At 67.2% G+C, this 20,395-nt stretch carries 16 protein-coding genes; 8 read left to right on the top strand and 8 right to left on the bottom strand.

Going from position 1 to position 20,395, the window contains the following annotated elements; translation table 11 throughout:
• Positions 1-46 precede the first annotated feature (46 nt).
• Positions 47-2,344 carry a DUF6049 family protein gene (locus AB0I83_RS13020; protein WP_356534497.1) on the bottom strand — a complete coding sequence of 766 codons (2,298 nt, stop codon included), beginning with the start codon at positions 2,342-2,344 and terminating at the stop codon, positions 47-49.
• A 181-nt stretch (positions 2,345-2,525) separates the two neighbouring features.
• Between AB0I83_RS13020 and AB0I83_RS13025 the strand changes: the two genes are divergently transcribed.
• A complete protein-coding gene (locus AB0I83_RS13025; protein ID WP_356534496.1) occupies positions 2,526-3,971 on the top strand; it encodes a CCA tRNA nucleotidyltransferase in 1,446 nt (481 codons plus the stop codon).
• 143 nt (positions 3,972-4,114) lie between these two features.
• On the opposite strand, the gene AB0I83_RS13030 is transcribed toward AB0I83_RS13025, so the two are convergent.
• From AB0I83_RS13030 to AB0I83_RS13040, 3 genes are all read right to left on the bottom strand, one after another.
• Complete coding sequence (locus tag AB0I83_RS13030; protein WP_356534494.1) at positions 4,115-5,404, bottom strand: MFS transporter; 1,290 nt, start codon at positions 5,402-5,404, stop codon at positions 4,115-4,117.
• Positions 5,405-5,490: 86 nt separating this feature from the next.
• On the bottom strand, positions 5,491-6,573 hold the full coding sequence (locus tag AB0I83_RS13035) for an inositol-3-phosphate synthase (RefSeq protein WP_356534492.1): 1,083 nt from the start codon (positions 6,571-6,573) through the stop codon (positions 5,491-5,493).
• Between the two features lie 61 nt (positions 6,574-6,634).
• The gene (locus AB0I83_RS13040) at positions 6,635-7,342 is read right to left on the bottom strand and encodes a helix-turn-helix transcriptional regulator (protein WP_356534490.1); all 708 of its coding nucleotides are present in this window, start codon (positions 7,340-7,342) and stop codon (positions 6,635-6,637) included.
• A 386-nt stretch (positions 7,343-7,728) separates the two neighbouring features.
• On the opposite strand from AB0I83_RS13040, the gene AB0I83_RS13045 reads away from it, so the two are divergent.
• Complete coding sequence (locus AB0I83_RS13045; protein WP_363304592.1) at positions 7,729-10,416, top strand: transglycosylase domain-containing protein; 2,688 nt, start codon at positions 7,729-7,731, stop codon at positions 10,414-10,416.
• A 165-nt stretch (positions 10,417-10,581) separates the two neighbouring features.
• Entirely contained in the window at positions 10,582-12,090 is a 1,509-nt protein-coding gene (locus tag AB0I83_RS13050; RefSeq protein ID WP_363304593.1) for a glycosyltransferase 87 family protein, read from the top strand.
• 9 nt (positions 12,091-12,099) lie between these two features.
• Here the strand turns inward: AB0I83_RS13050 and AB0I83_RS13055 are convergent, their stop codons facing one another.
• The 3 genes from AB0I83_RS13055 to AB0I83_RS13065 form a co-directional block, all read right to left on the bottom strand.
• Positions 12,100-13,131: an alanine racemase gene (locus AB0I83_RS13055; RefSeq protein ID WP_356535400.1), complete on the bottom strand. Its 1,032-nt coding sequence runs from the start codon at positions 13,129-13,131 to the stop codon at positions 12,100-12,102.
• Positions 13,132-13,216: 85 nt separating this feature from the next.
• A complete protein-coding gene (locus tag AB0I83_RS13060) occupies positions 13,217-14,335 on the bottom strand; it encodes a peptidoglycan bridge formation glycyltransferase FemA/FemB family protein (protein WP_329039144.1) in 1,119 nt (372 codons plus the stop codon).
• 185 nt (positions 14,336-14,520) lie between these two features.
• On the bottom strand, positions 14,521-14,877 hold the full coding sequence (locus tag AB0I83_RS13065) for a hypothetical protein (RefSeq protein WP_356535401.1): 357 nt from the start codon (positions 14,875-14,877) through the stop codon (positions 14,521-14,523).
• Between the two features lie 285 nt (positions 14,878-15,162).
• Here AB0I83_RS13065 and rpsF point away from each other — a divergent pair, with 285 nt between their 5' ends.
• The 4 genes from rpsF (at position 15,163) to rplI (ending at position 16,899) form a co-directional block, all read left to right on the top strand.
• Positions 15,163-15,453: a 30S ribosomal protein S6 gene (gene rpsF, locus AB0I83_RS13070; RefSeq protein ID WP_028441690.1), complete on the top strand. Its 291-nt coding sequence runs from the start codon at positions 15,163-15,165 to the stop codon at positions 15,451-15,453.
• 71 nt (positions 15,454-15,524) lie between these two features.
• The gene (locus AB0I83_RS13075) at positions 15,525-16,154 is read left to right on the top strand and encodes a single-stranded DNA-binding protein (RefSeq protein WP_356535402.1); all 630 of its coding nucleotides are present in this window, start codon (positions 15,525-15,527) and stop codon (positions 16,152-16,154) included.
• Positions 16,155-16,197: 43 nt separating this feature from the next.
• A complete protein-coding gene (gene rpsR, locus AB0I83_RS13080; RefSeq protein WP_003967857.1) occupies positions 16,198-16,434 on the top strand; it encodes a 30S ribosomal protein S18 in 237 nt (78 codons plus the stop codon).
• Between the two features lie 18 nt (positions 16,435-16,452).
• Positions 16,453-16,899, top strand: coding sequence for a 50S ribosomal protein L9 (rplI, locus tag AB0I83_RS13085; RefSeq protein ID WP_014155197.1), 447 nt, complete (start codon positions 16,453-16,455; stop codon positions 16,897-16,899).
• A gap of 120 nt (positions 16,900-17,019) precedes the next feature.
• On the opposite strand, the gene AB0I83_RS13090 is transcribed toward rplI, so the two are convergent.
• Positions 17,020-18,357, bottom strand: coding sequence for an MATE family efflux transporter (locus AB0I83_RS13090; protein WP_363304594.1), 1,338 nt, complete (start codon positions 18,355-18,357; stop codon positions 17,020-17,022).
• 458 nt (positions 18,358-18,815) lie between these two features.
• On the opposite strand from AB0I83_RS13090, the gene dnaB reads away from it, so the two are divergent.
• Positions 18,816-20,291 (top strand): replicative DNA helicase, encoded by a 1,476-nt coding sequence (gene dnaB / locus AB0I83_RS13095; RefSeq protein ID WP_356535404.1) that lies wholly within the window; start codon positions 18,816-18,818, stop codon positions 20,289-20,291.
• The last annotated feature ends 104 nt before the right edge of the window (positions 20,292-20,395 follow it).

Consider the following 20,395-nt stretch of genomic DNA (forward strand, 5'->3'; position numbering starts at 1 on the left):
AACCCCACATCATTGTCCCCGGCCGACCGGCCCCGACAGACATCGCTCAACGGTCCACTTTCTCACCCGGGCCGGACTGGTTCCCGCTTTCCGGACCGGTGTCCGGTGCCGGGTCACTCGGCTGCTCGGGTTCACCGCCGCCGTTCTCCGCCGCGCCGCCCGCGACGGTGCGCTTGCGGTGGGTGTACATCCTGATACCCGCCAGGACCAGCAGCAGGAGCCCGCCGGCGATGACGAGGAGCACCGTCGGCGTGACCTCCGAGACCTTCACGGTGAAGGTCATCGGTTCCCCGTACGGCGCTCCGTCCGCGGTGAAGAGCCGCGCCGTGACCTGAGCCTGTCCGTTGGCGTTGGCCGCGGCGTCGAACTTCACCGACTGGCTGTGCCCACCCGCGATCTTGATCGGCTGTTCGGCCACGGCTCCGCCGTCGTTGAGCTTGAGCCGTGTGGCATTACCGGAGGTCAGACGCAGTACTAGGTGATCGACGCCCTGCACCAGCTTGTTCTGCACCGTCACCGGGATCGTGGCGCTCCGCCCTGACAGGGTCACGTCCGACTTCGTGATCAGCTGCACCTCGTTGCTGAGGCCCTGGAGGTAGGTGCGGACCGAATCGCGATACCGCTGGGCTTCCAGGGCCTTGCCCCGCCACGATGTCGAGACGGAGCGGTTGACGGCGTTCCCGAAGGGGGTCACCACGCGGTCGGGCTGGGTGAGGATCACCTGGAAGCTGTTCAGGGAGTCCTGCGTCGTCCTGATGTCCTGGAACGCCTGCGTGGGCAGCTCCTGACTGCGGAGCTTCTTCGGGTACTTGGAGGCGCCGGGCACCTTGGTGGTCGCCTGCGCGTCCGGCTTCTGTTCGGAGGCCGCCGTCAGGTCGAGGGGCTCTGTCCAGTGCTCGGCTGTGAGGGCCTGCAGCGCACGGGCCATGGTCTGCGCCTGTGCGGCGGTGGGAGCACGCTGCGGTGCGACGACGATGCTGCGGTCCTCGTCGGGTGCCTGCTCCGTCAGCGCCTGTGTGTGGGCGAGGAACTTCTGGACGGCGAGCGTCGACGCTCCTGCCTTGGCCATGTCTCCGGTGAACGCGGTGGACAGCCGGTGGTCGGCGACCACGGCCGTGGTGCCACCACCGATCGGCCGGGCCGACGTCGGTGTGTAGGGCAGCCCGCCGGTTTCCTCGAGACTGTCACTGCGGGCGATCACCTTGTGCGCGCCGGCTGATGTGGCGACATCGACGACCGAGGGATCGATCGCACCGTCCACGGGCCAGGCGAAGTCGGTGGACGGTTTCACGTGCAGGACCGTCTCCACCGTCGTGCCGGCCACCTCGGTCGCCGTCTGCAGATGGCTGAGGGTGCCCGAGACGTTCTTACCGCGGTGGGCGATGGACGCGAGGTCGGGGTCGGCGAACGGCAGGGCCACCACCTTCCCGTCCTTCACGGCCGCTTCCAGAGCTGTGAGCCACTTCTTGGCGATGGCCTGGTTCGTCCCCGCGACGGTCTTGTCACCGACTCTGACGCGGTAGTTCTTCGTCATCGCGTCGACCGAGGCCAGCAGGTCCGGATCGATCACCCAGGTCACGGGGAGCTGGCTGCCCAGTGAGACCAGTTGTTCCAGCCGACCACCCGGAGCGAGTTCGAGGGCCAGGTCGTCATTCGCGAAGACGGGGGTCTGCTGTTCGTCCGAGCCGGTCTCCGCCGTGACGTGCGCCGGCGCGATCAGAGGCCAGAGGAAGGTCAGCTTCGTCTTGCCGTCGCTGTCCTCGGGCTGCCACGGGAGGAAGGTCCGCTGGATGCCGAGCACCTGGGCGTAGGCGTAGTCGGATGTCTGACCGGTGACAGAGACCCCCAGCTGGTAGACGCCTTCGGCGTCCAGGTCCAGCTTGTCCACCGGAACCGCGAGGGTGAAGTCCCGGCTGACCCCGGAATCGAGCTTTGGGATCTTCAGCGAGTACGAACCGCCGAGCTTCGCCGGGTCGCTCCCGGGCAGGTAGCCGGTGCGCTTCGCGGCCTCGTCGATCGCGCCCCTGCCGGACAGCCTCGGCCCGACGCGAAGGTCGACCTCGGCGTCGGTGACCGCCTTCCGGCCCTTGTTGGTCAGGGTGCCGGAGATGCTGAGTGTGTCGCCTTCGACCGGCGCGCTGGGCGAGAGCGTGTCCAGTGACACGTCGACGGTGCGTGAGCCGGTGGGGGCCTTGGCCGACTCCTCGGCCTGAGCTGGAGGCGCCGCAGGGCCGGCCAGGAGGCCGGCGATCAGCGGTGCCCCGATGATCAAGGAGGCTGTGCGCCGGAGCCACCGGCGGGCAGGGGAGGGATTCATCCCCTGAAAGTCTGCCGCCTCGGCCACGCGTACCCGTCCCTTGTCGTCGTCGGTTGGATGTCGGTCCTGCCGGTCCCTGCGTCCACGCATGGTAACGATGCGCCCGAGAGCTGAGTGCCGGGGACCATGCCACATGATCGGGAGAGTCTCGCAGGGCCGCAAGAATCGATGGCGCCCGGGCCGGTCCGGGCACGTACCCTTTTCTGTTGTGCCGAACGCCAACGAAGACAGCCCCCGTGCCCTGACTCAGGTGCAGCACCGCGCAGTCAGCGAACTGCTGCGGGTGTCCCCTGTAGCCGACGATCTCGCCCGCCGATTCCAGGAGGCTGGATTCGGTCTCGCTCTGGTCGGGGGGTCGGTCCGTGACGCGTTGCTCGGCAGGCTCGGAAACGACCTGGACTTCACGACCGACGCCCGCCCGGAGGATGTCCTCAGAATCGTCCGTCCCTGGGCCGACTCGGTCTGGGAGGTCGGAATCGCCTTCGGCACCGTCGGTTCGCAGAAGGACGGCTATCAGATCGAGGTCACGACCTACCGCTCGGAGGCGTACGACAGGGCCTCGCGTAAGCCGGAGGTCTCCTACGGAGACTCGATCGAGGAAGACCTCGTACGCCGCGATTTCACGGTCAATGCCATGGCTGTCGCGCTGCCGCGGAAGGAGTTCATCGATCCGCACGGCGGACTCGACGACCTGGCGCAGCGCGTTCTGCGTACCCCGGGTACACCCGAGGCGTCGTTCTCCGACGATCCGCTGCGCATGTTGCGCGCGGCTCGCTTCGCCGCACAGCTGGACTTCGAGGTTGCCTCTGAGGTCGTCAAGGCGATGACGGACATGGCGGGCCGCATCGAGATCGTCTCGGCGGAGAGGGTTCGTGAGGAACTCAACAAACTGCTTCTCTCCGCGCATCCACGCAAGGGGCTGGGACTGCTGGTCGACACCGGCCTGGCCGACCATGTGCTGCCGGAGCTTCCCTCACTGCGCCTGGAAAGTGATGAGCATCACCGTCACAAGGATGTCTATGAGCATTCACTGACGGTCCTGGAGCAGGCCATCGACCTCGAGGAGGACGGGCCGGACCTCGTGCTGCGCCTTGCCGCTCTGCTGCACGACATCGGGAAGCCGCGGACGCGGCGCTTCGAGAAGGACGGCCGCGTCTCGTTCCACCACCATGAAGTGGTGGGAGCCAAGATGGCCAAGAAGCGGATGACCGAGCTCAAGTACTCCAACGACATCATCAAGGACGTCTCCAAGTTGGTGGAGCTGCATCTGCGCTTCCACGGGTACGGCGACGGTGAGTGGACCGACTCTGCGGTGCGGAGGTACGTACGGGACGCGGGACCGCTGCTGGGCCGCCTGCACAAGCTGACGCGCTCCGACTGCACGACGCGGAACAAGCGCAAGGCGAACGCACTGTCGCGCACCTACGACGGGCTGGAGGAGCGCATCGCGCAGTTGCAGGACCAGGAGCAGCTGGATGCGATCCGGCCGGACCTGGACGGCAACGAGATCATGCAGATCCTGGAAGTGGGGCCCGGTCCCGTCATCGGTAACGCCTACGCCTTCCTGCTGGAGCTCCGGCTGGAGAACGGCCCGATGGAGCGTGACGTCGCGATCGCCGCGCTCAAGGAGTGGTGGGCCGATCAGGCCGCTTGAGGCAGTCCTGATGCGAGGCGGGAGCCCGGACCGGAGGCACGTCGTGTTTCACGTGAAACACAACCAGTGAGCCCGCGACCGGATCGCTGAAGACAGGATCACTGAATTTGGGAGGGCGTCTGTTTCACGTGAAACAGACGCCCTCACTCGTCGCTCCGGGTGCGCGCATCCGTCAGCTCCATACGTCGCCGTCGAAGTATCACCGTCGAGACGAGGGCATAGAGCACTGCCACGGCGACTACGACGACCACGGACCGCCCGTCAGCTGGAAGAGCGAGCGCGGCCATGGCCGCAGCGGCCACGAAGGCGATGTTGAACAGCACGTCGTAGAGGGAGAAGATCCGGCCGCGGTAGGCGTCGTCCACGGATGTCTGCACCTCGGTGTCCGTCGTGATCTTCGTCGCCTGAGTCACCAGCCCGAGGACGAAGGCGGCCGCCAGCATCGGCGCCGGAGTGAACGGCAGACCCAGCGCCGGTTCCAGGAGGGCGGCCGCTCCGGCGCACCCTCCCATCCAGCCGTACCGCCCGAAGCGGCCCACGGCCCAGGGAGTGATCAAGGCGGCGGCGAAGAACCCTGCGGCGGACGCGCCGAGAGCCAGGCCGAGCAGAGCCAGGCCGTCGGACTCGCTGTCGGCCCAGGCGTACCGGCACAGCATCAGCACCATCACGGTCAGCGCCCCGTAGCAGAAGCGGATCACTGTCATCGCGCCCAGGGCGCGCGCCGCGTCCCTGCGTTCCGCCAGATGGCGCAGCCCCGCCAGGAGGCCGAGCGCCGTGGTGGTCAGTGCCTCACGCAGCCGTACATGGTGCAGGTCCGGGTCCGGCCCGAGGAGTGTCCGGGGAAGCGTCAGGGAGGCCAGGGCCGACAGGAGGTAGAGGACCGCCCCCAGCAGCACCACTGTGGCATCGGACCCGTCCGTCAGAAGTCGGATCGCCAGCGCCAGGCCCCCACCCGCCGTGGCTGCCAGCGTTCCGGCCGTCGGGGAGAGGGAGTTGGCGAGCACGAGCCTGCCGGTGTCGACGACGCGAGGCAGGGCCGCGGAGAGCCCGGCCAGCACGAAGCGATTGACGGCGGTGACGCAGAGCGCGGAGGCGTAGAAGAGCCAGTCCGGCACCGCACTCAGGAGCAGCAGAGCGGTACAGCAGGCCAGGCCGGCCCTGAGGAGGTTTCCGTAGAGGAAGACCTGACGGCGAGGCCAGCGGTCGAGAAGTACTCCGGCGAAAGGGCCGATCAGTGAGTACGGGAGCAGCAGTACGGCCATGGCCGAGGCGATGGCCCCCGGCGTCGTCTGGTTCTCCGGTGAGAAGACGACATAGGTGGCGAGCGCGACTTGGTAGACACCGTCGGCCGACTGGGAGAGAAGTCGTACGGCGAGCAGGCGACGGAAGTTCCTCAGGCGCAGCAGTACGCCCAGATCACGCACGACAGGCATGTGCGCAAGGGTCACACATGTGAGGGGTCCCCGGGCGGATTGCCCGGGGACCCCTCACAGAAGCGATCAAGCGTTGACCGGCTGGATCAGCGCTCGACGTCACCCTTGATGAACTTCTCGACGTTCTCGCGGGCCTCGTCGTCGAAGTACTGGACCGGCGGGGACTTCATGAAGTACGAGGAGGCCGACAGGATCGGGCCACCGATGCCGCGGTCCTTGGCGATCTTCGCGGCGCGCACGGCGTCGATGATGACACCGGCGGAGTTCGGGGAGTCCCAGACCTCGAGCTTGTACTCCAGGTTCAGCGGAACGTCACCGAACGCACGGCCCTCGAGGCGCACGTACGCCCACTTGCGGTCGTCCAGCCAGGCCACGTAGTCCGAGGGGCCGATGTGGACGTTGTCGGCGCCCAACTCGCGGTCACGGATCTGCGAGGTGACGGCCTGCGTCTTCGAGATCTTCTTGGACTCCAGACGCTCACGCTCGAGCATGTTCTTGAAGTCCATGTTGCCACCGACGTTCAGCTGCATCGTGCGGTCCAGGATGACACCCCGGTCCTCGAAGAGCTTCGCCATCACGCGGTGCGTGATGGTGGCGCCGACCTGCGACTTGATGTCGTCGCCGACGATCGGGACACCGGCCTCGGTGAACTTGTCGGCCCACTCCTTGGTGCCGGCGATGAACACCGGGAGGGCGTTGACGAACGCGACCTTGGCGTCGATGGCGCACTGCGCGTAGAACTTCGCAGCGACCTCGGAACCGACGGGCAGGTAGCAGACGAGGACGTCGACCTGCTTGTCCTTGAGGATCTGGATGATGTCGACGGGGGCCTCGGCGGACTCCTCGATCGTCTCGCGGTAGTACTTGCCCAGGCCGTCATGGGTGTGGCCGCGCTGAACGGTCACGCCGGTGTTCGGCACGTCGGCGATCTTGATGGTGTTGTTCTCGCTGGCGCCGATGGCGTCCGCGAGGTCGAGGCCGACCTTCTTCGCGTCGACGTCGAACGCTGCGACGAACTCGACGTCGCTCACGTGGTATTCGCCGAACTGGACGTGCATCAGACCGGGCACCTTGCCGGCCGGATCGGCGTCCTTGTAGAACTCGACGCCCTGCACCAGTGACGCGGCGCAGTTGCCCACGCCGACGATGGCTACGCGAACCGAACCCATGCCGATTGCTCCCTGTGTGTTCTCGGTGTTCCCCGGTGCCGCAAGCGGATCTGCGGGGATTTCACTTGGTGTCGTCGGACGGATCCGGCCGGGTGTCGTTCTCCCGGTGCCGGGGCAGGCCGCCCGTCTCTCCTGATGTTTCGTGCTGAGTGGAGCTCTCGGGTGAGGACCGTCGCCGGTCCTTTCCCGAACGCTCGCTCTCGATGAGCTCGTTCAGCCAGCGCACCTCGCGCTCCACGGACTCCATGCCGTGACGCTGCAGCTCAAGCGTGTAGTCGTCGAGTCGTTCGCGGGTACGGGCCAGGGAGGCGCGCATCTTCTCGAGGCGCTCCTCCAGCCTGCTGCGCCGGCCTTCGAGCACGCGCATCCGCACCTCGCGCTCCGTCTGCCCGAAGAAGGCGAAACGAGCGGCGAAGTGCTCGTCTTCCCAGGCGTCCGGACCGGTGTGCGAAAGCAGCTCCTCGAAGTGCTCCTTACCTTCTGCCGTCAACCGGTAGACGATCTTGGCGCGACGTCCGGCCAGGGAAGACGCGGGAGCGACCCCGCGGCCTGTGGTGGCGGGCGGCAGCGCCGGAACGTTCACCGGCTCCTCGGTCAACCAGCCGCTGGCGACCAGCGTCTTGAGACAGGGGTAGAGGGTGCCGTAGCTGAAGGCGCGGAAGATCCCCAGCGACGTGTTGAGGCGCTTGCGCAGCTCGTACCCGTGCATCGGGGACTCGCGGAGCAGGCCGAGCACGGCGAATTCGAGGATGCCTGAGCGTCTGCTCACCTTCGCCTCTTCCTTCGCTCTGTGCTTCCGCGGGGCTGTCGAGCCCACCTTATGCCGTGCTGATGTATCGAGTCGATACATCAGCACGATAGATCGACACGTGATGTTCGACAAGGGGACGGTTCGTGAGCGGCGTCACATCATCGATTCATAGGGAGTGACTTGCGTAATTTGGGGTGAAGTTCGGTCCTCGGAGGTTTTTGACCGTGCGTAGTCTGTGCGGCATGCAGACCACCGGGAACCGTGAGACGGCGCCGCGCGTCAGTTATCGCGGACTGCCGGATGTACGCGGATGAGCCTTCCGCAGGGCTCGTCCGTAATTCGGGGGGACCGGATCTCAACTGCCGCTTCCAGGCGCTCTCGCCTGCCCGAGGAGTAGTCGTTCGATGAGCGAGCACCGTCGCAAAGCGCCGCAACCGCAGGGTGGCGGGCGTGCAGCCGCCAGGCGAGCCGCGCAACAGCCTGCTGGACGCCGCAACGATGCGTCACACAGCGCAACGTCAGCATCACCCTCCGACGAGTACGGCGAGGAGCAGCCGTCGTACGGTGGCCGCGCCGAGGCGCGCCGCGCCGCGCAGCGTGGCGGGGGCAGACGTCGGGGAGGTGGCGACGGCAGCGGTCCGGAAGGACGTGGCCGGGGCCGTGCCGGCTCCGGCAAGAAGCGCCTGATCGACTACCCACGGGCCGGCAAGGACGGCGCACGCCGTTGGATGCCGTCGTGGAAGCTGGTCTCAGGGCTGTGCCTGGGCTTCCTCGGTCTCATGATGGGCGTGGCCGGCATCGCCTACGCACTCGTGGTGCCACCGGAACCCAAGGACCTCGCCACCGCCCAGAACAACGTCTACTTCTGGGGCAACGGTAAGCCGATGGTCGCCACGGGCGGGTCGGTCAACCGCCAGGAGATCGACTACGCCCACATCCCGGAAGCGATGCGCAACGCCGTCATCTCCGCCGAGAACAAGTCGTTCAACAGCGACAGGGGCATCGACCCGGTGGGCATCGCCCGCGCCTTCTACAACATGGCGAAGGGAGGCGAGACCCAGGGCGGTTCGACGATCACCCAGCAGTACGTGAAGAACTCCATGCTCTCCCAGGACCAGACCCTGAGCCGGAAGTTCAAGGAGCTCTTCATCACGCTCAAGGTCGGTAAGACGGTGCCCAAGAAGGACGTCATGAAGGGCTACCTCAACGTCTCCTACTACGGCCGGGGCGCCTCGGGTCTCCAGGCGGCAGCTCGTACGTACTACGACAAGGACGCCGAGGAACTGAATCCGAGCGAGTGCGCCTTCCTGGCGACGCTGCTCAAGGGAGCGAGCTACTACGACCCCGCGGGTGCTCCGGGGGCCGACGACGTGAAGGCCTCGGCCGTGGCGAACACCGAGCGGGCCAAGGAGCGCTGGAGCTGGATCCTCGACGAGCAGGTCAAGGACGGCCGGATGAGTGCGGCCGAGCGCGCCAAGTACACGAAGTTCCCGATGCCGGACAAGCCGCAGAAGGACGCCAAGCTGGGCGGCCAGACCGGTTATCTCGTCGACCTCGCCACGAAGTACTTCCTCGCCAACAACAAGGGTGGCGTAACCGAGAAGGAGCTCGCCCAGGGCGGCTACGAGATCCACACGACCTTCGACAAGAAGAAGGTCGAGGATCTCGAGATTTCGATCACCAAGGTGCTGAAGGCCAAGATCGACCCCAAGAAGCGTCCGGACAAGGACACCCACGTCCAGTTCGGCGGCGCGTCCGTCGACACCAAGACGGGAGCCATCGTCGCCACCTACGGCGGTGAGGACGCGACTAAGCACTACACCAACAACGCGGATGCGACCGGCGCGCAGGTCGGTTCGACGTTCAAGCCGTTCGTGCTGGCAGCAGCCATGGAGACGGGAAAGCGCAACCCGGAGCTTCCCGCCGAACAGAGCGACTCGGAGCGCACGCCCGTGTCCCCGAAGAGCATCTACAACGGCGACAACAAGCTGAAGATCAACTACTACAACGGCGAGGTCTGGCAGAACAAGGAAGGCAAGGAATGGCTCCAGACCAACGACGGCGACCAGAGCTACGGCAACATGACTCTCCGGGAGGCCATGCAGGAGTCCGCCAACTCCCCGTACGTCCAGCTCGGCATGGACGTCGGCACCGACAAGGTGAAGGACGCCGCAGTCGAGGCGGGGCTGCGTGACGACGACTACATGGCGGACTCGAACGTCCCCTCGTTCTCCATCGGTACCTCCTCGCCGAGTGCCATCCGGATGGCGGGTTCGTACGCCACCTTCGCCACCAGCGGAAAGCAGCGGGACCCCTTCTCGGTCACCGAGGTCAAGCACGAGGGCAAGGTCATCTATCAGCACGACACGGTGACGAAGAACGCGTTCCCGAGCGTCGTCGCCGACAACGTGACCGATGTGCTGAAGAACGTCGTCGAGAACGGAACGGGCACACCCGCCCAGCTCCCGGGCCGTGACGTGGCCGGGAAGACCGGCACCACCGACGGCAACAAGTCGGCCTGGTTCGTCGGCTACACCCCGCAGCTGTCGACGGCCGTGAGCATGTTCCGGATGGACGACGACGAGACGAACAAGAACCGCGAGTTCCTGGAGATGTACGGCACCGGCGGCGAGAAGTCGATCCACGGTGCCTCGTTCCCCGCGCAGATCTGGCACGACTACATGGCTGATGCGGTGAAGGGCACGAAGGTCGTGAACTTCCCGAAGCCGGAGCCCTACGGCGAGACGGTGTTCGGTGGCGGCGCGGTGAGCCCCAGTCCGACGCCGAGCCCGACGCCTTCGCCCTCGAAGTCCAGCGAGGCGCCCGTGACCCCGTCGCCCAGCCCATCGTCCCCGTCCCCCTCACCGAGCGAGACGTGCGCGCCGCTCGACTGGGAGTGCAAGAACAACGGCGGGGCGACCGAGGGCCAGGACAACGGCGGCACCACGGACGGTGCCACGGACGGCGGGACCGACACCGGGACCACGGACGGCGGGACCGACACCGGCACCACGGACGGCGGGACGACGCAAGGCACGACGAACGGCAACTCCAACAGCAACGGCGGCGGGCTCTTCGGAGGCAACGGCTAGCGCCGCGGCGGGCGGTGCCCAAGTGCCACCGTCCGTCAGGAGGCCCTTGAGGGCCGCCGGGCACGCACGACGAGGGCCGCCGACACCCGCGGGGTGTCGGCGGCCCTCGTCCGTCCGGGGAGCGGCCCACGCCCGCACACAGCGCCGTACGGCAGGATGTGCGGCATGCCAAGCGCAGAAGACACGAGCGTGGACCGGGAGCCGTCCGTCGTACCGCCCACGCGACAGGACGAGATCGCCGCAGCGGGCAGCGAGCTGATCGGCGGGCCGGCGGGCCGCTGGGCGCGGTTCGGTTCGGGGCCGCTCACACCGGTGCGCGTCATCGCCCTCGTGGCGATCGGGATGTTCGCACTCGGCATGGTGCAGAAGATCCCCTGCTACGACTGGGCGTGGTTCCGCGGCACCAGTTCCCAGTACACGCACGCGTGCTACTCGGACATCCCGCACCTCTACCTCGGGCGCGGCTTCGCCGACGGCCTCGTGCCGTACGTCGACCGGCTCAGCGGTGACATGACGTACCTCGAGTACCCGGTCCTGACCGGGCTGTTCATGCAGATCGCGTCCTGGCTGACGCTGACACCCTCCACCGACCCGATCCAGCAGCGTGAGCAGATGTACTGGATGGTCAACGCCGGGATGCTGATGGTCTGCGCGGTGATCATCGCGGTGTGCGCCGCCCGTACGCACCGGCGCCGCCCGTGGGACGGGCTGCTGGTCGCACTCGCTCCGGCTCTCGCACTCACCGCCACGATCAACTGGGATCTGCTCGCCGTCGCTCTGACGGCCGCGGCGATGCTCATGTGGTCCCGCGGTCGGACCTTCGCCTTCGGGGTCCTCATCGGCCTGGCAACGGCCGCCAAGCTGTATCCCGTGCTGCTGCTCGGCCCACTGCTTGTCCTGTGCTGGCGGGCCGGGAAGTGGCGGGAGTACGGATCGGCGTTCTTCGGCGCGGCGGCGGCCTGGCTGGTGGTCAACCTGCCGGTCATGCTGTACGCCCCCGAGGGCTGGAAGAAGTTCTACACGTTCAGCCAGGAACGGCAGATCGACTACGGCTCGTTCTGGCTGCTCATCACCCAGCGCACCGGCCGGCCCATCGACGTGGGTACGGTCAACACCGCCTCGGTCGCACTGATGATCGTCCTGTGCGCGGGGATCGCGGGGCTGGCGATGTCGGCCCGGCACCGGCCGCGATTCGCCCAGCTGGCGTTCCTGGTGGTGGCCGCCTTCATCCTGACGAACAAGGTCTACTCACCGCAGTACGTGCTCTGGCTGATCCCGCTGGCCGCGCTGGCGAGGCCTCGCTGGCGGGACTTCCTCGTCTGGCAGGCCTGCGAGGTCATGTACTTCCTGGGCATCTGGTTCTACCTCGCGTACACGACGAGCGGGGACAAGCACCAGGGGCTGCCGCAAGAGGGCTACCAGGTCGCGATCGTCCTGCACCTGGTGGGCACGCTCTACCTGTGCGCGCTCGTCGTCAGGGACATCCTGAGGCCGGAAGGGGACCCCGTACGGCGCGACGGGTCCGACGACCCTTCGGGCGGGGTGCTCGACGGAGCACCGGACAAGGTCGCCCTGGCGGGCCTCGTGGAGAGGCGCCCGGACGCACACGCCGCACCCGCGGTCCGGGGACCGCGGGTGGAGTGGGGCACAGCGGGTGGAGCGGCCTCCGACTGAGGGGCGGCTCTACCGGTCCACGAGGCGGTCGAACTGGGTGGTGGTGTGCCGCAGATGGGCCACCAGTTCGTCGCCGACCTTCGGTTCCTGGGCGTCCGAGGGCACGAAGAGGATCGACACCTGCATGTGCGGCGGCTCCGCGAACCAGCGCTGCTTGCCCGCCCAGACGAACGGCGACAGGTTGCGGTTGACGGTGGCCAGGCCCGCGCGTGCGACGCCCTTGGCGCGCGGCATCACGCCGTGCAGGGCCTTCGGAGCCTCCAGACCGACCCCGTGCGAGGTGCCGCCCGCCACCACCACGAGCCAGCCGTCCGACGCGGCCTTCTGCTGGCGGTAGCCGAACCGGTCACCCTTGACGACGCGCGTGACGTCGAGCACGGCGCCGCGGTACTCGGTCGCCTCGTGGTCACCGAGCCAGAGGCGCGTGCCGATGCGCGCGCGGAAGAGGGTCTGCGGGAACTGCTGCCGCAGCCGCGCCAGCTCCTCGGAGCGCAGGTGGCTGACGAACATCGTGTGCAGGGGCAGCCGGGCCGCGCGGAGGCGGTCCATCCACGTGATGACCTCCTCGACCGCGTCCGAGCCGTCCGTGCGGTCGAGCGGGAGGTGCAGGGCGAAACCTTCGAGGCGTACGTCCTCGATGGCCGCGTGCAGCTGGCCGAGCTCCTCCTCCCTCACCCCGTGGCGCTTCATCGAGCTCATGCACTCGATGACCACCCGCGCGCCCACCAGGGCGTGCACGCCGTCCACCGAGGAGACGGAACGGATGACGCGGTCGGGCAGCGGCACCGGCTCCTCGCCCCGCCGGAAGGGGGTGAGCACCAGCAGATCGCCGCTGAACCAGTCCTTGATACGAGCCGCCTCGTACGTGGTGCCCACAGCCAGCGTGTCGGACCCGAAGCGGATCGCCTCGTCGGCCAGACGCTCGTGGCCGAAGCCGTATCCGTTGCCCTTGCAGACGGGGACGAGCCCCGGGAACTGGTCGAGCACGGACTTCTGGTGCGCCCGCCAGCGCGCGGTGTCGACGTAGAGGGAGAGCGCCATGGCCGGCCCGGAACCTTTCTGGTGGCTGCGGTGTAAGTGAGATGAGGAGAGGAGCTGGTGGGTGGTGACCGTGTTCGGGACGCGCCTAGCGGCGCGACATGTACATATCGAGGGCCTTGTGCAGCAGCTTGTTGAGGGGGAAGTCCCACTCGCCGACGTACTCCACGGCTTCCCCGCCGGTGCCGACCTTGAACTGGATCAGGCCGAAGAGGTGGTCGGTCTCGTCCAGCGAGTCACTGATCCCGCGCAGGTCGTAGACGGTCGCGCCCATGGCGTACGAGTCGCGGAGCATCCGCCACTGCATGGCGTTGGAGGGGCGCACCTCGCGCCCGATGTTGTCCGAGGCGCCGTAGGAGTACCAGACGTGCCCGCCGACGACCAGCATCGTGGCGGCCGAGAGGTTCACGCCGTTGTGCCGGGCGAAGTACAGCCGCATGCGGTTGGGGTCCTCGGAGTTGAGCACCGTCCACATCCGCTGGAAGTACGAGAGGGGGCGCGGCCGGAAGTGGTCGCGCACGGCGGTGATCTCGTACAGCCGCTGCCATTCGGCGAGGTCCTCGTAGCCGCCCTGGACCACTTCGACGCCGGCCTTGTCGGCCTTCTTGATGTTGCGGCGCCAGAGCTGGTTGAAGCCCTTCAGCACGTCTTCGAGGGAGCGGTTGGCCAGCGGCACCTGGAAGACGTAGCGGGGCTGCACGTCGCCGAAGCCGGCGCCGCCGTCCTCGCCCTGCTGCCAGCCCATCTTCCGCAGCCGGTCGGAGACCTCGAACGCCCGGGGCTCGATGTGGCTGGCCTCGACGTCGCGCAGCCGCTTCACGTCGGGATCCTGGATGCCGGACTTGATGGCGGCCGAGTCCCAGCGGCGGATGACCACGGGCGGCCCCATCTTCACCGAGAACGCGCCCTGCTGCTTCAGGTGGGCCAGCATCGGCTGGAGCCACTCGTCCAGATTCGGGGCGTACCAGTTGATGACCGGGCCCTCGGGAAGGTAGGCGAGGTAGCGCTTGATCTTGGGGAGCTGGCGGTACAGGACCAGCCCGGCACCGACCATCTCGCCGCTCTTGTCGAACCATCCGAGGTTCTCCGAGCGCCATTCGGTTTTCACGTCAGCCCACGCCGGGACCTGGCAGTGACTGGCCGAGGGGAGGCTCTGGATGTATGCCAGATGCTGTTCTCGGCTGATGGTCCGCAGGGTCAGGCTCATGCTGGGGCGCTCCTCGGCAGGTGTGTCCCCATCGGTCAGGGGCTCCGGCTCTCGCGCCGAAGCCTACTGTGGCCGACGGGGGCCCGGCCCGGCCCCGTCGGGCCGAACCGGACCGCTGCCTCGCCGCATCGCCTGCCTGAGCACTGCGGGCGGTGGCCGACGGGGGCCCGCCGCGGTACTGCCGGTCAGGTGATCACACCGCCGAAGAGCCCCCCGTGCGCCATACCGAGCAGGAAGCCGACAGCGGACGAGCCCATCCCCATGATGAAGCCGAACCGCTGCCAGGTGGTCCTGGAGATGTACTGCCCGTAGGCGCCCACCAGGACGCCGATCAGCCCGGCCCACGAGCTGATCAGGTGCAGACTGTGGAACATCGCCGTCACGAAGGCGAGGACCCCCAGCACCCCTGTCACCGCCATCAGCACTTCCTGGAGCGGGTGGGGCCTGCCGTCCGTGGCGAATAGGGAGCCGGTGGCGGGACGGGGGTCGACCACACTGCTGGGAGCTGGTCGGCTGCCGGGGGAGCGCAGTGTCTGTGCCATGGAGTACCTCCTGGCCGGAAGAGCGGTGCGATGTAGTGCCTCTCACACCGCGACTGTCTCGATTGTGCGCCCTGAACACCGGATTTCAACCGGAAGCCTGTCTGCGGGTAGTCTGTACGGTCTGCACCGGTGTCTGCCCTGAGCCAGCACTGCAGCTCCCCTCGATCATCGATACGGGCGTTGTCAGTGGCGGCTGTTTTACTCGGAGACACTGATGCTCACGCATCACGACCCTCCTGCCACGGAACGACCGTGGCCGCTGAGTCCAAAGGAGGTGGGTTCCACATGCGTCACTACGAGGTGATGGTCATCCTCGACCCCGATCTCGAGGAGCGAGCAGTCTCCCCGCTGATCGAGAACTTCCTCTCCGTCGTCCGTGAGGGCGACGGAAAGGTCGAGAAGGTCGACACCTGGGGCCGTCGTCGTCTCTCTTACGAGATCAAGAAGAAGCCTGAGGGCATCTACTCGGTCATCGACCTGCAGGCCGAGCCTGCGGTCGTCAAGGAGCTCGACCGACAGATGAACCTGAACGAGTCGGTCCTCCGGACCAAGGTCCTCCGTCCCGAGATCCACTGAGCATCTAGCTCAGCGGTCATCGGGTTCGAGTAGCAAGCAGCCAGAAGCAATCCCCGTCGAGAGGTTCACCCATGGCAGGCGAGACCGTCATCACGGTTGTCGGCAATCTCGTCGACGACCCCGAGCTGCGCTTCACCCCGTCCGGTGCGGCGGTCGCGAAGTTCCGTGTCGCGTCCACCCCCCGCATCTTCGACCGGCAGACCAATGAGTGGAAGGACGGCGAAGGCCTGTTCCTCACCTGCTCGGTCTGGCGTCAGGCGGCGGAGAACGTCGCGGAGTCGCTTCAGCGAGGCATGCGCGTCGTCGTGCAGGGCCGGCTGAAGCAGCGGTCCTACGAGGACCGTGAGGGCGTCAAGCGCACGGTCTACGAGCTGGACGTCGAGGAAGTCGGCCCCAGCCTGAAGAGCGCCACGGCCAAGGTCACCAAGACCACGGGTCGCGGTGGCCAGGGCGGCGGTGGCCAGGGTGGATACGGCGGTGGCCAGCAGGGCGGCGGCAACTGGGGCGGCGGCTCCGGTGGCGGTGGCCAGCAGGGTGGCGGCGGTGCTCCCGCCGACGACCCGTGGGCGACCAACGCACCGGCCGGCGGCCAGCAAGGCGGGGGCCAGCAAGGCGGCGGAGGCGGCTGGGGCGGAAGCTCCGGCGGTTCCGGCTCCTCCGGCGGTTCCGGCGGCGGCTACTCGGACGAGCCTCCCTTCTAGGGCAGCTCGTTACCCCACTTCTTGATCACACAGGAGAAACACAATGGCGAAGCCGCCTGTGCGCAAGCCTAAGAAGAAGGTCTGCGCGTTCTGCAAGGACAAGACCCAGTACGTGGACTACAAGGACACGAACATGCTGCGGAAGTTCATTTCCGACCGTGGCAAGATCCGTGCCCGCCGCGTCACCGGCAACTGCACGCAGCACCAGCGTGATGTCGCCACGGCAGTCAAGAACAGCCGTGAGATGGCGCTGCTGCCCTACACGTCCACCGCGCGATAAGGGAAGGGTGACCGAATCATGAAGATCATCCTCACCCACGAGGTCACTGGCCTCGGTGCTGCCGGTGACGTCGTGGACGTCAAGGACGGGTACGCCCGTAACTACCTGGTTCCGCGTGGCTTCGCCATTCGCTGGACCAAGGGCGGCGAGAAGGACGTGGCGCAGATCCGCCGCGCCCGCAAGATCCACGAGATCGCGACGATCGAGCAGGCCAACGAGATCAAGGCCAAGCTCGAGGCCGTGAAGGTCCGTCTGGCTGTTCGCTCCGGCGACGCCGGCCGCCTCTTCGGTTCCGTCACCCCGGCCGACATCGCTTCGGCGATCAAGTCCGCCGGTGGTCCGGACGTCGACAAGCGTCGCGTCGAGCTCGGTTCGCCGATCAAGACGCTCGGCGGGCACCAGGTGTCCGTCCGGCTGCACCCCGAGGTTGCCGCGAAGCTCGGCATCGAGGTCGTTGCTGCCTAAGGGCACAGCTCATCAGAGCTAGGTAGGGGGCCGCACCCACAGGGTGCGGCCCTCTGTCGTTTCACGTGAAACGACAGAGGGCGGCCCGCCGACCACCCTGAGATGGTCCGTCGTACGTCCTCAGCGCGTGGCTCCAGTGACCATCCAGCGGCCGGAACGCGTGCGTAGCCAGAGGGTCACCAGCCGGACCCCCATCATCAGCACCATCGCCCACCAGAGAGCGGTGAGGCCGCCTCCGAGACGGGGGACGAGAAGCGCGACAGGAGCGAAGACGGCCAGGGTGGGGATCATTGCCCAGGCGAGATAGCGGCCGTCGCCCGCCCCCATCAGTACCCCGTCCAGCACGAAGACAACTCCGCAGATCGGCTGGGAGAGCGCTACGACCAGAAGCGCCGGCAACAAGGTCTCCTGTACGGAGGCATCGCTGGTGAACAACGGGATGAACAGGGGCCTGGCCAGCACGATCAGTAGCCCCAGTGCCACGCCGCATGCAATCCCCCACTGGATCATGCGGCGGCAGGCCTCGCGGGCGCCCTCGGTGTCGCTCGCTCCCAGGTAGCGGCCGATGATTGCCTGGCCCGCGATGGCGATCGCGTCGAGCGCGAAGGCTGTGAGACTCCAGAGCGACAGGATGATCTGGTGTGCGGCAATATCCGTGTCGCCGAGTCGCGCGGCAACGGCGGTGGCGATCAGCAGGACGCCCCGCAGCGAAAGCGTGCGGACCAGCAGAGGGATGCCTGCCTGGGCGCTGGCTCGGATGCCCGCCACGTCGGGGCGTAGCGAGGCCCCGTGCCGACGCGCTCCGCGCACCACGACGATCAGGTAGACGAGCGCCATCCCTACCTGGGCGATGACCGTTCCCCACGCTGATCCCGCGATCCCGAGGCCGGCGCCGTAGACAAGCGCGATGTTGAGCGCTCCGTTGACCGTGAATCCGCCGATCGCGACGTAGAGCGGCGTACGGGTGTTCTGTAGTCCTCGCAGCACACCTGTCGCTGCGAGGACCACGAGCATCGCAGGGATGCCGAGGCTGGAGATCCGCAGATAGGTGGTGGCGTACGGTGCCGCTGTCTCCGACGCCCCGAAGGCTGCGACAAGCCAGGGGGCCAGTGGGAGGGCGACTGCCACCACCGCGGCACCGATCAGGAGGGCCAGCCAGATTCCGTCCATGCCCTGACGGATCGCGGAAGCAAGATCTCCTGCGCCGACCCGGCGGGCTACCGCGGCAGTGGTGGCATAGGCGAGAAAGACGAAGATGCTCACTGCGGTGGTCAGCAGTGCCGCAGCGACGGCCAGGCCGGCCAGTTGAGGAGTGCCGAGATGGCCGATGATGGCGCTGTCCACCATCACGAAAAGCGGCTCGGCAACGAGTGCGCCGAAAGCCGGGACGGCGAGGGAGACGATCTCGCGGTCGTGCCTGCGTCGGGACTTGGGCTGGTCCGTGGGGGCCTGGGTCATGGAGGCCAATCTAATCTTCCACAGGTAAGAGATGCAATGCGCCTAGGGTCCTTACTTGGCACTCGGGTCCGGGCTTGCTCGGGGGGTGTCCTCGATGATCTTGAGTCGAGGGGAAAAGTTTTTCTCCCCCACAGCCAGTGGATGGGAAAAAGCCTGGTCAGGGGCCTCAAGGGTGTTGCGGTATGACTTTGTCCACAGTGCTGTCCCCCGGTCCGTGCACAGGATCCGACAGGTTCTCCACAGCATCTGGTCCGTCGTCCACATGCCCTGTGGATAACCAGATTGGCTGACGGTGCGGACGGGCCTACCGTGGGGCGGCGCCCGCACTCCGTTCCGGCTTGATAACCCGCAGAACTTGACGCGCCGGAACCGGAGTCGGGCGTCTTGTTTGTCGGTGCTGTGCCGTAAGAAAGAGTGGCACGGTTAGGTCCGCGACGCGGACGGGAGGAGGTGGCCCGGTGAGCATTCCCGAGCCTTTGGACGATCCCTGGGCCGACGTCGGTCCCAGTGACCGTCTGCCCGTTTCGCGTCAGCGCCGGGGAGAGGGCAAGGGGCGCGAGGAGCAGCACGAGCGGGGTCGCGATAGCGGATGGGACGGCGGGTCGTCCGGCTTCGAGCGGGTGCCTCCGCAGGATCTCGATGCCGAGCAGTCCGTCCTGGGCGGCATGCTGCTCTCCAAGGACGCCATCGCCGACGTCGTGGAGATCATCAAGGGCCACGACTTCTACCGGCCGGCCCACGAGACCGTGTACACGGCGATTCTGGACCTCTACGCCAAGGGGGAGCCGGCCGACCCCATCACGGTGGCGGCAGAACTCGTCAAGCGCGGCGAGATCACCAAGGTCGGCGGAGCGCCGTATCTGCACACCCTGGTCCAGCTGGTGCCGACCGCGGCCAACGCTTCGTACTACGCGGAGATCGTCCATGAGCGGGCCGTACTCCGTCGCCTGGTCGAGGCCGGTACGAAGATCACACAGATGGGATACGCGGCCGACGGGGACGTCGACGAGATCGTGAACTCGGCGCAGGCCGAGATCTACGCGGTAACGGAGCAGCGCACCAGCGAGGACTACCTCCCGCTCGGCGACATCATGGAGGGCGCTCTCGACGAGATCGAGGCCATCGGCTCCCGTAGTGGCGAGATGACCGGTGTGCCCACCGGGTTCACCGACCTCGACGCCCTGACGAACGGCCTGCACCCAGGGCAGATGATCGTCATCGCTGCCCGTCCCGCGATGGGTAAGTCGACCTTGGCCCTGGACTTCGCCCGCGCCTGCTCGATCAAGAGCAATCTTCCGAGCGTGATCTTCTCCCTTGAGATGGGACGCAACGAGATCGCGATGCGCCTGCTGTCCGCCGAGGCACGCGTGGCGCTGCACCACATGCGGTCGGGCACGATGACCGACGAGGACTGGACGAGGCTGGCCCGGCGGATGCCGGACGTGTCGGCCGCTCCGCTCTACATCGACGACTCGCCGAACCTGTCCATGATGGAGATCCGGGCGAAATGCCGTCGACTCAAGCAGCGGAACGAACTCAAGCTCGTCGTCATCGACTACCTGCAGCTGATGCAGTCCGGTGGGGCCAAGCGTGCCGAGAGCCGTCAGCAGGAGGTCTCGGACATGTCCCGAAACCTCAAGCTCCTCGCCAAGGAACTGGAGCTGCCGGTCATCGCGCTCTCCCAGTTGAACCGTGGTCCCGAACAGCGCACGGACAAGAAGCCGATGGTCTCCGACCTGCGTGAGTCCGGTTCCATCGAGCAGGACGCCGACATGGTGATCCTGCTGCACCGTGAGGACGCGTACGAGAAGGAGTCACCACGTGCGGGCGAGGCGGACCTGATCGTGGCCAAGCACCGTAACGGCCCTACAGCGACGATCACTGTGGCCTTCCAGGGCCACTACTCCCGCTTCGTGGACATGGCGCAGACCTAGAGCCTCCCTGTATCCGGCCCCGGCGTGTCCGGCGTCCTTGAAGCGGTCGGCAGCCGAAGGCCGCGAAATGGTTCGTCAGCCGGCGGCCGGTCGGGCCATCCTTG

It is taken from the genome of Streptomyces sp. NPDC049970, from assembly GCF_040660235.1.
GTDB lineage: Bacteria > Actinomycetota > Actinomycetes > Streptomycetales > Streptomycetaceae > Streptomyces.

Bases quoted from the DNA above. Each gene is read 5' to 3' on its own strand.
- AB0I83_RS13030 (WP_356534494.1), bottom strand. From the start codon at position 5,404: ATGCCTGTCGTGCGTGATCTGGGCGTACTGCTGCGCCTGAGGAACTTC.
- AB0I83_RS13035 (WP_356534492.1), bottom strand. From the start codon at position 6,573: ATGGGTTCGGTTCGCGTAGCCATCGTCGGCGTGGGCAACTGCGCCGCG.
- AB0I83_RS13045 (WP_363304592.1), top strand. From the start codon at position 7,729: ATGAGCGAGCACCGTCGCAAAGCGCCGCAACCGCAGGGTGGCGGGCGT.
- AB0I83_RS13050 (WP_363304593.1), top strand. From the start codon at position 10,582: ATGCCAAGCGCAGAAGACACGAGCGTGGACCGGGAGCCGTCCGTCGTA.
- AB0I83_RS13055 (WP_356535400.1), bottom strand. From the start codon at position 13,131: ATGGCGCTCTCCCTCTACGTCGACACCGCGCGCTGGCGGGCGCACCAG.
- AB0I83_RS13060 (WP_329039144.1), bottom strand. From the start codon at position 14,335: ATGAGCCTGACCCTGCGGACCATCAGCCGAGAACAGCATCTGGCATAC.
- AB0I83_RS13065 (WP_356535401.1), bottom strand. From the start codon at position 14,877: ATGGCACAGACACTGCGCTCCCCCGGCAGCCGACCAGCTCCCAGCAGT.
- rpsF (WP_028441690.1), top strand. From the start codon at position 15,163: ATGCGTCACTACGAGGTGATGGTCATCCTCGACCCCGATCTCGAGGAG.
- AB0I83_RS13075 (WP_356535402.1), top strand. From the start codon at position 15,525: ATGGCAGGCGAGACCGTCATCACGGTTGTCGGCAATCTCGTCGACGAC.
- rpsR (WP_003967857.1), top strand. From the start codon at position 16,198: ATGGCGAAGCCGCCTGTGCGCAAGCCTAAGAAGAAGGTCTGCGCGTTC.
- rplI (WP_014155197.1), top strand. From the start codon at position 16,453: ATGAAGATCATCCTCACCCACGAGGTCACTGGCCTCGGTGCTGCCGGT.
- AB0I83_RS13090 (WP_363304594.1), bottom strand. From the start codon at position 18,357: ATGACCCAGGCCCCCACGGACCAGCCCAAGTCCCGACGCAGGCACGAC.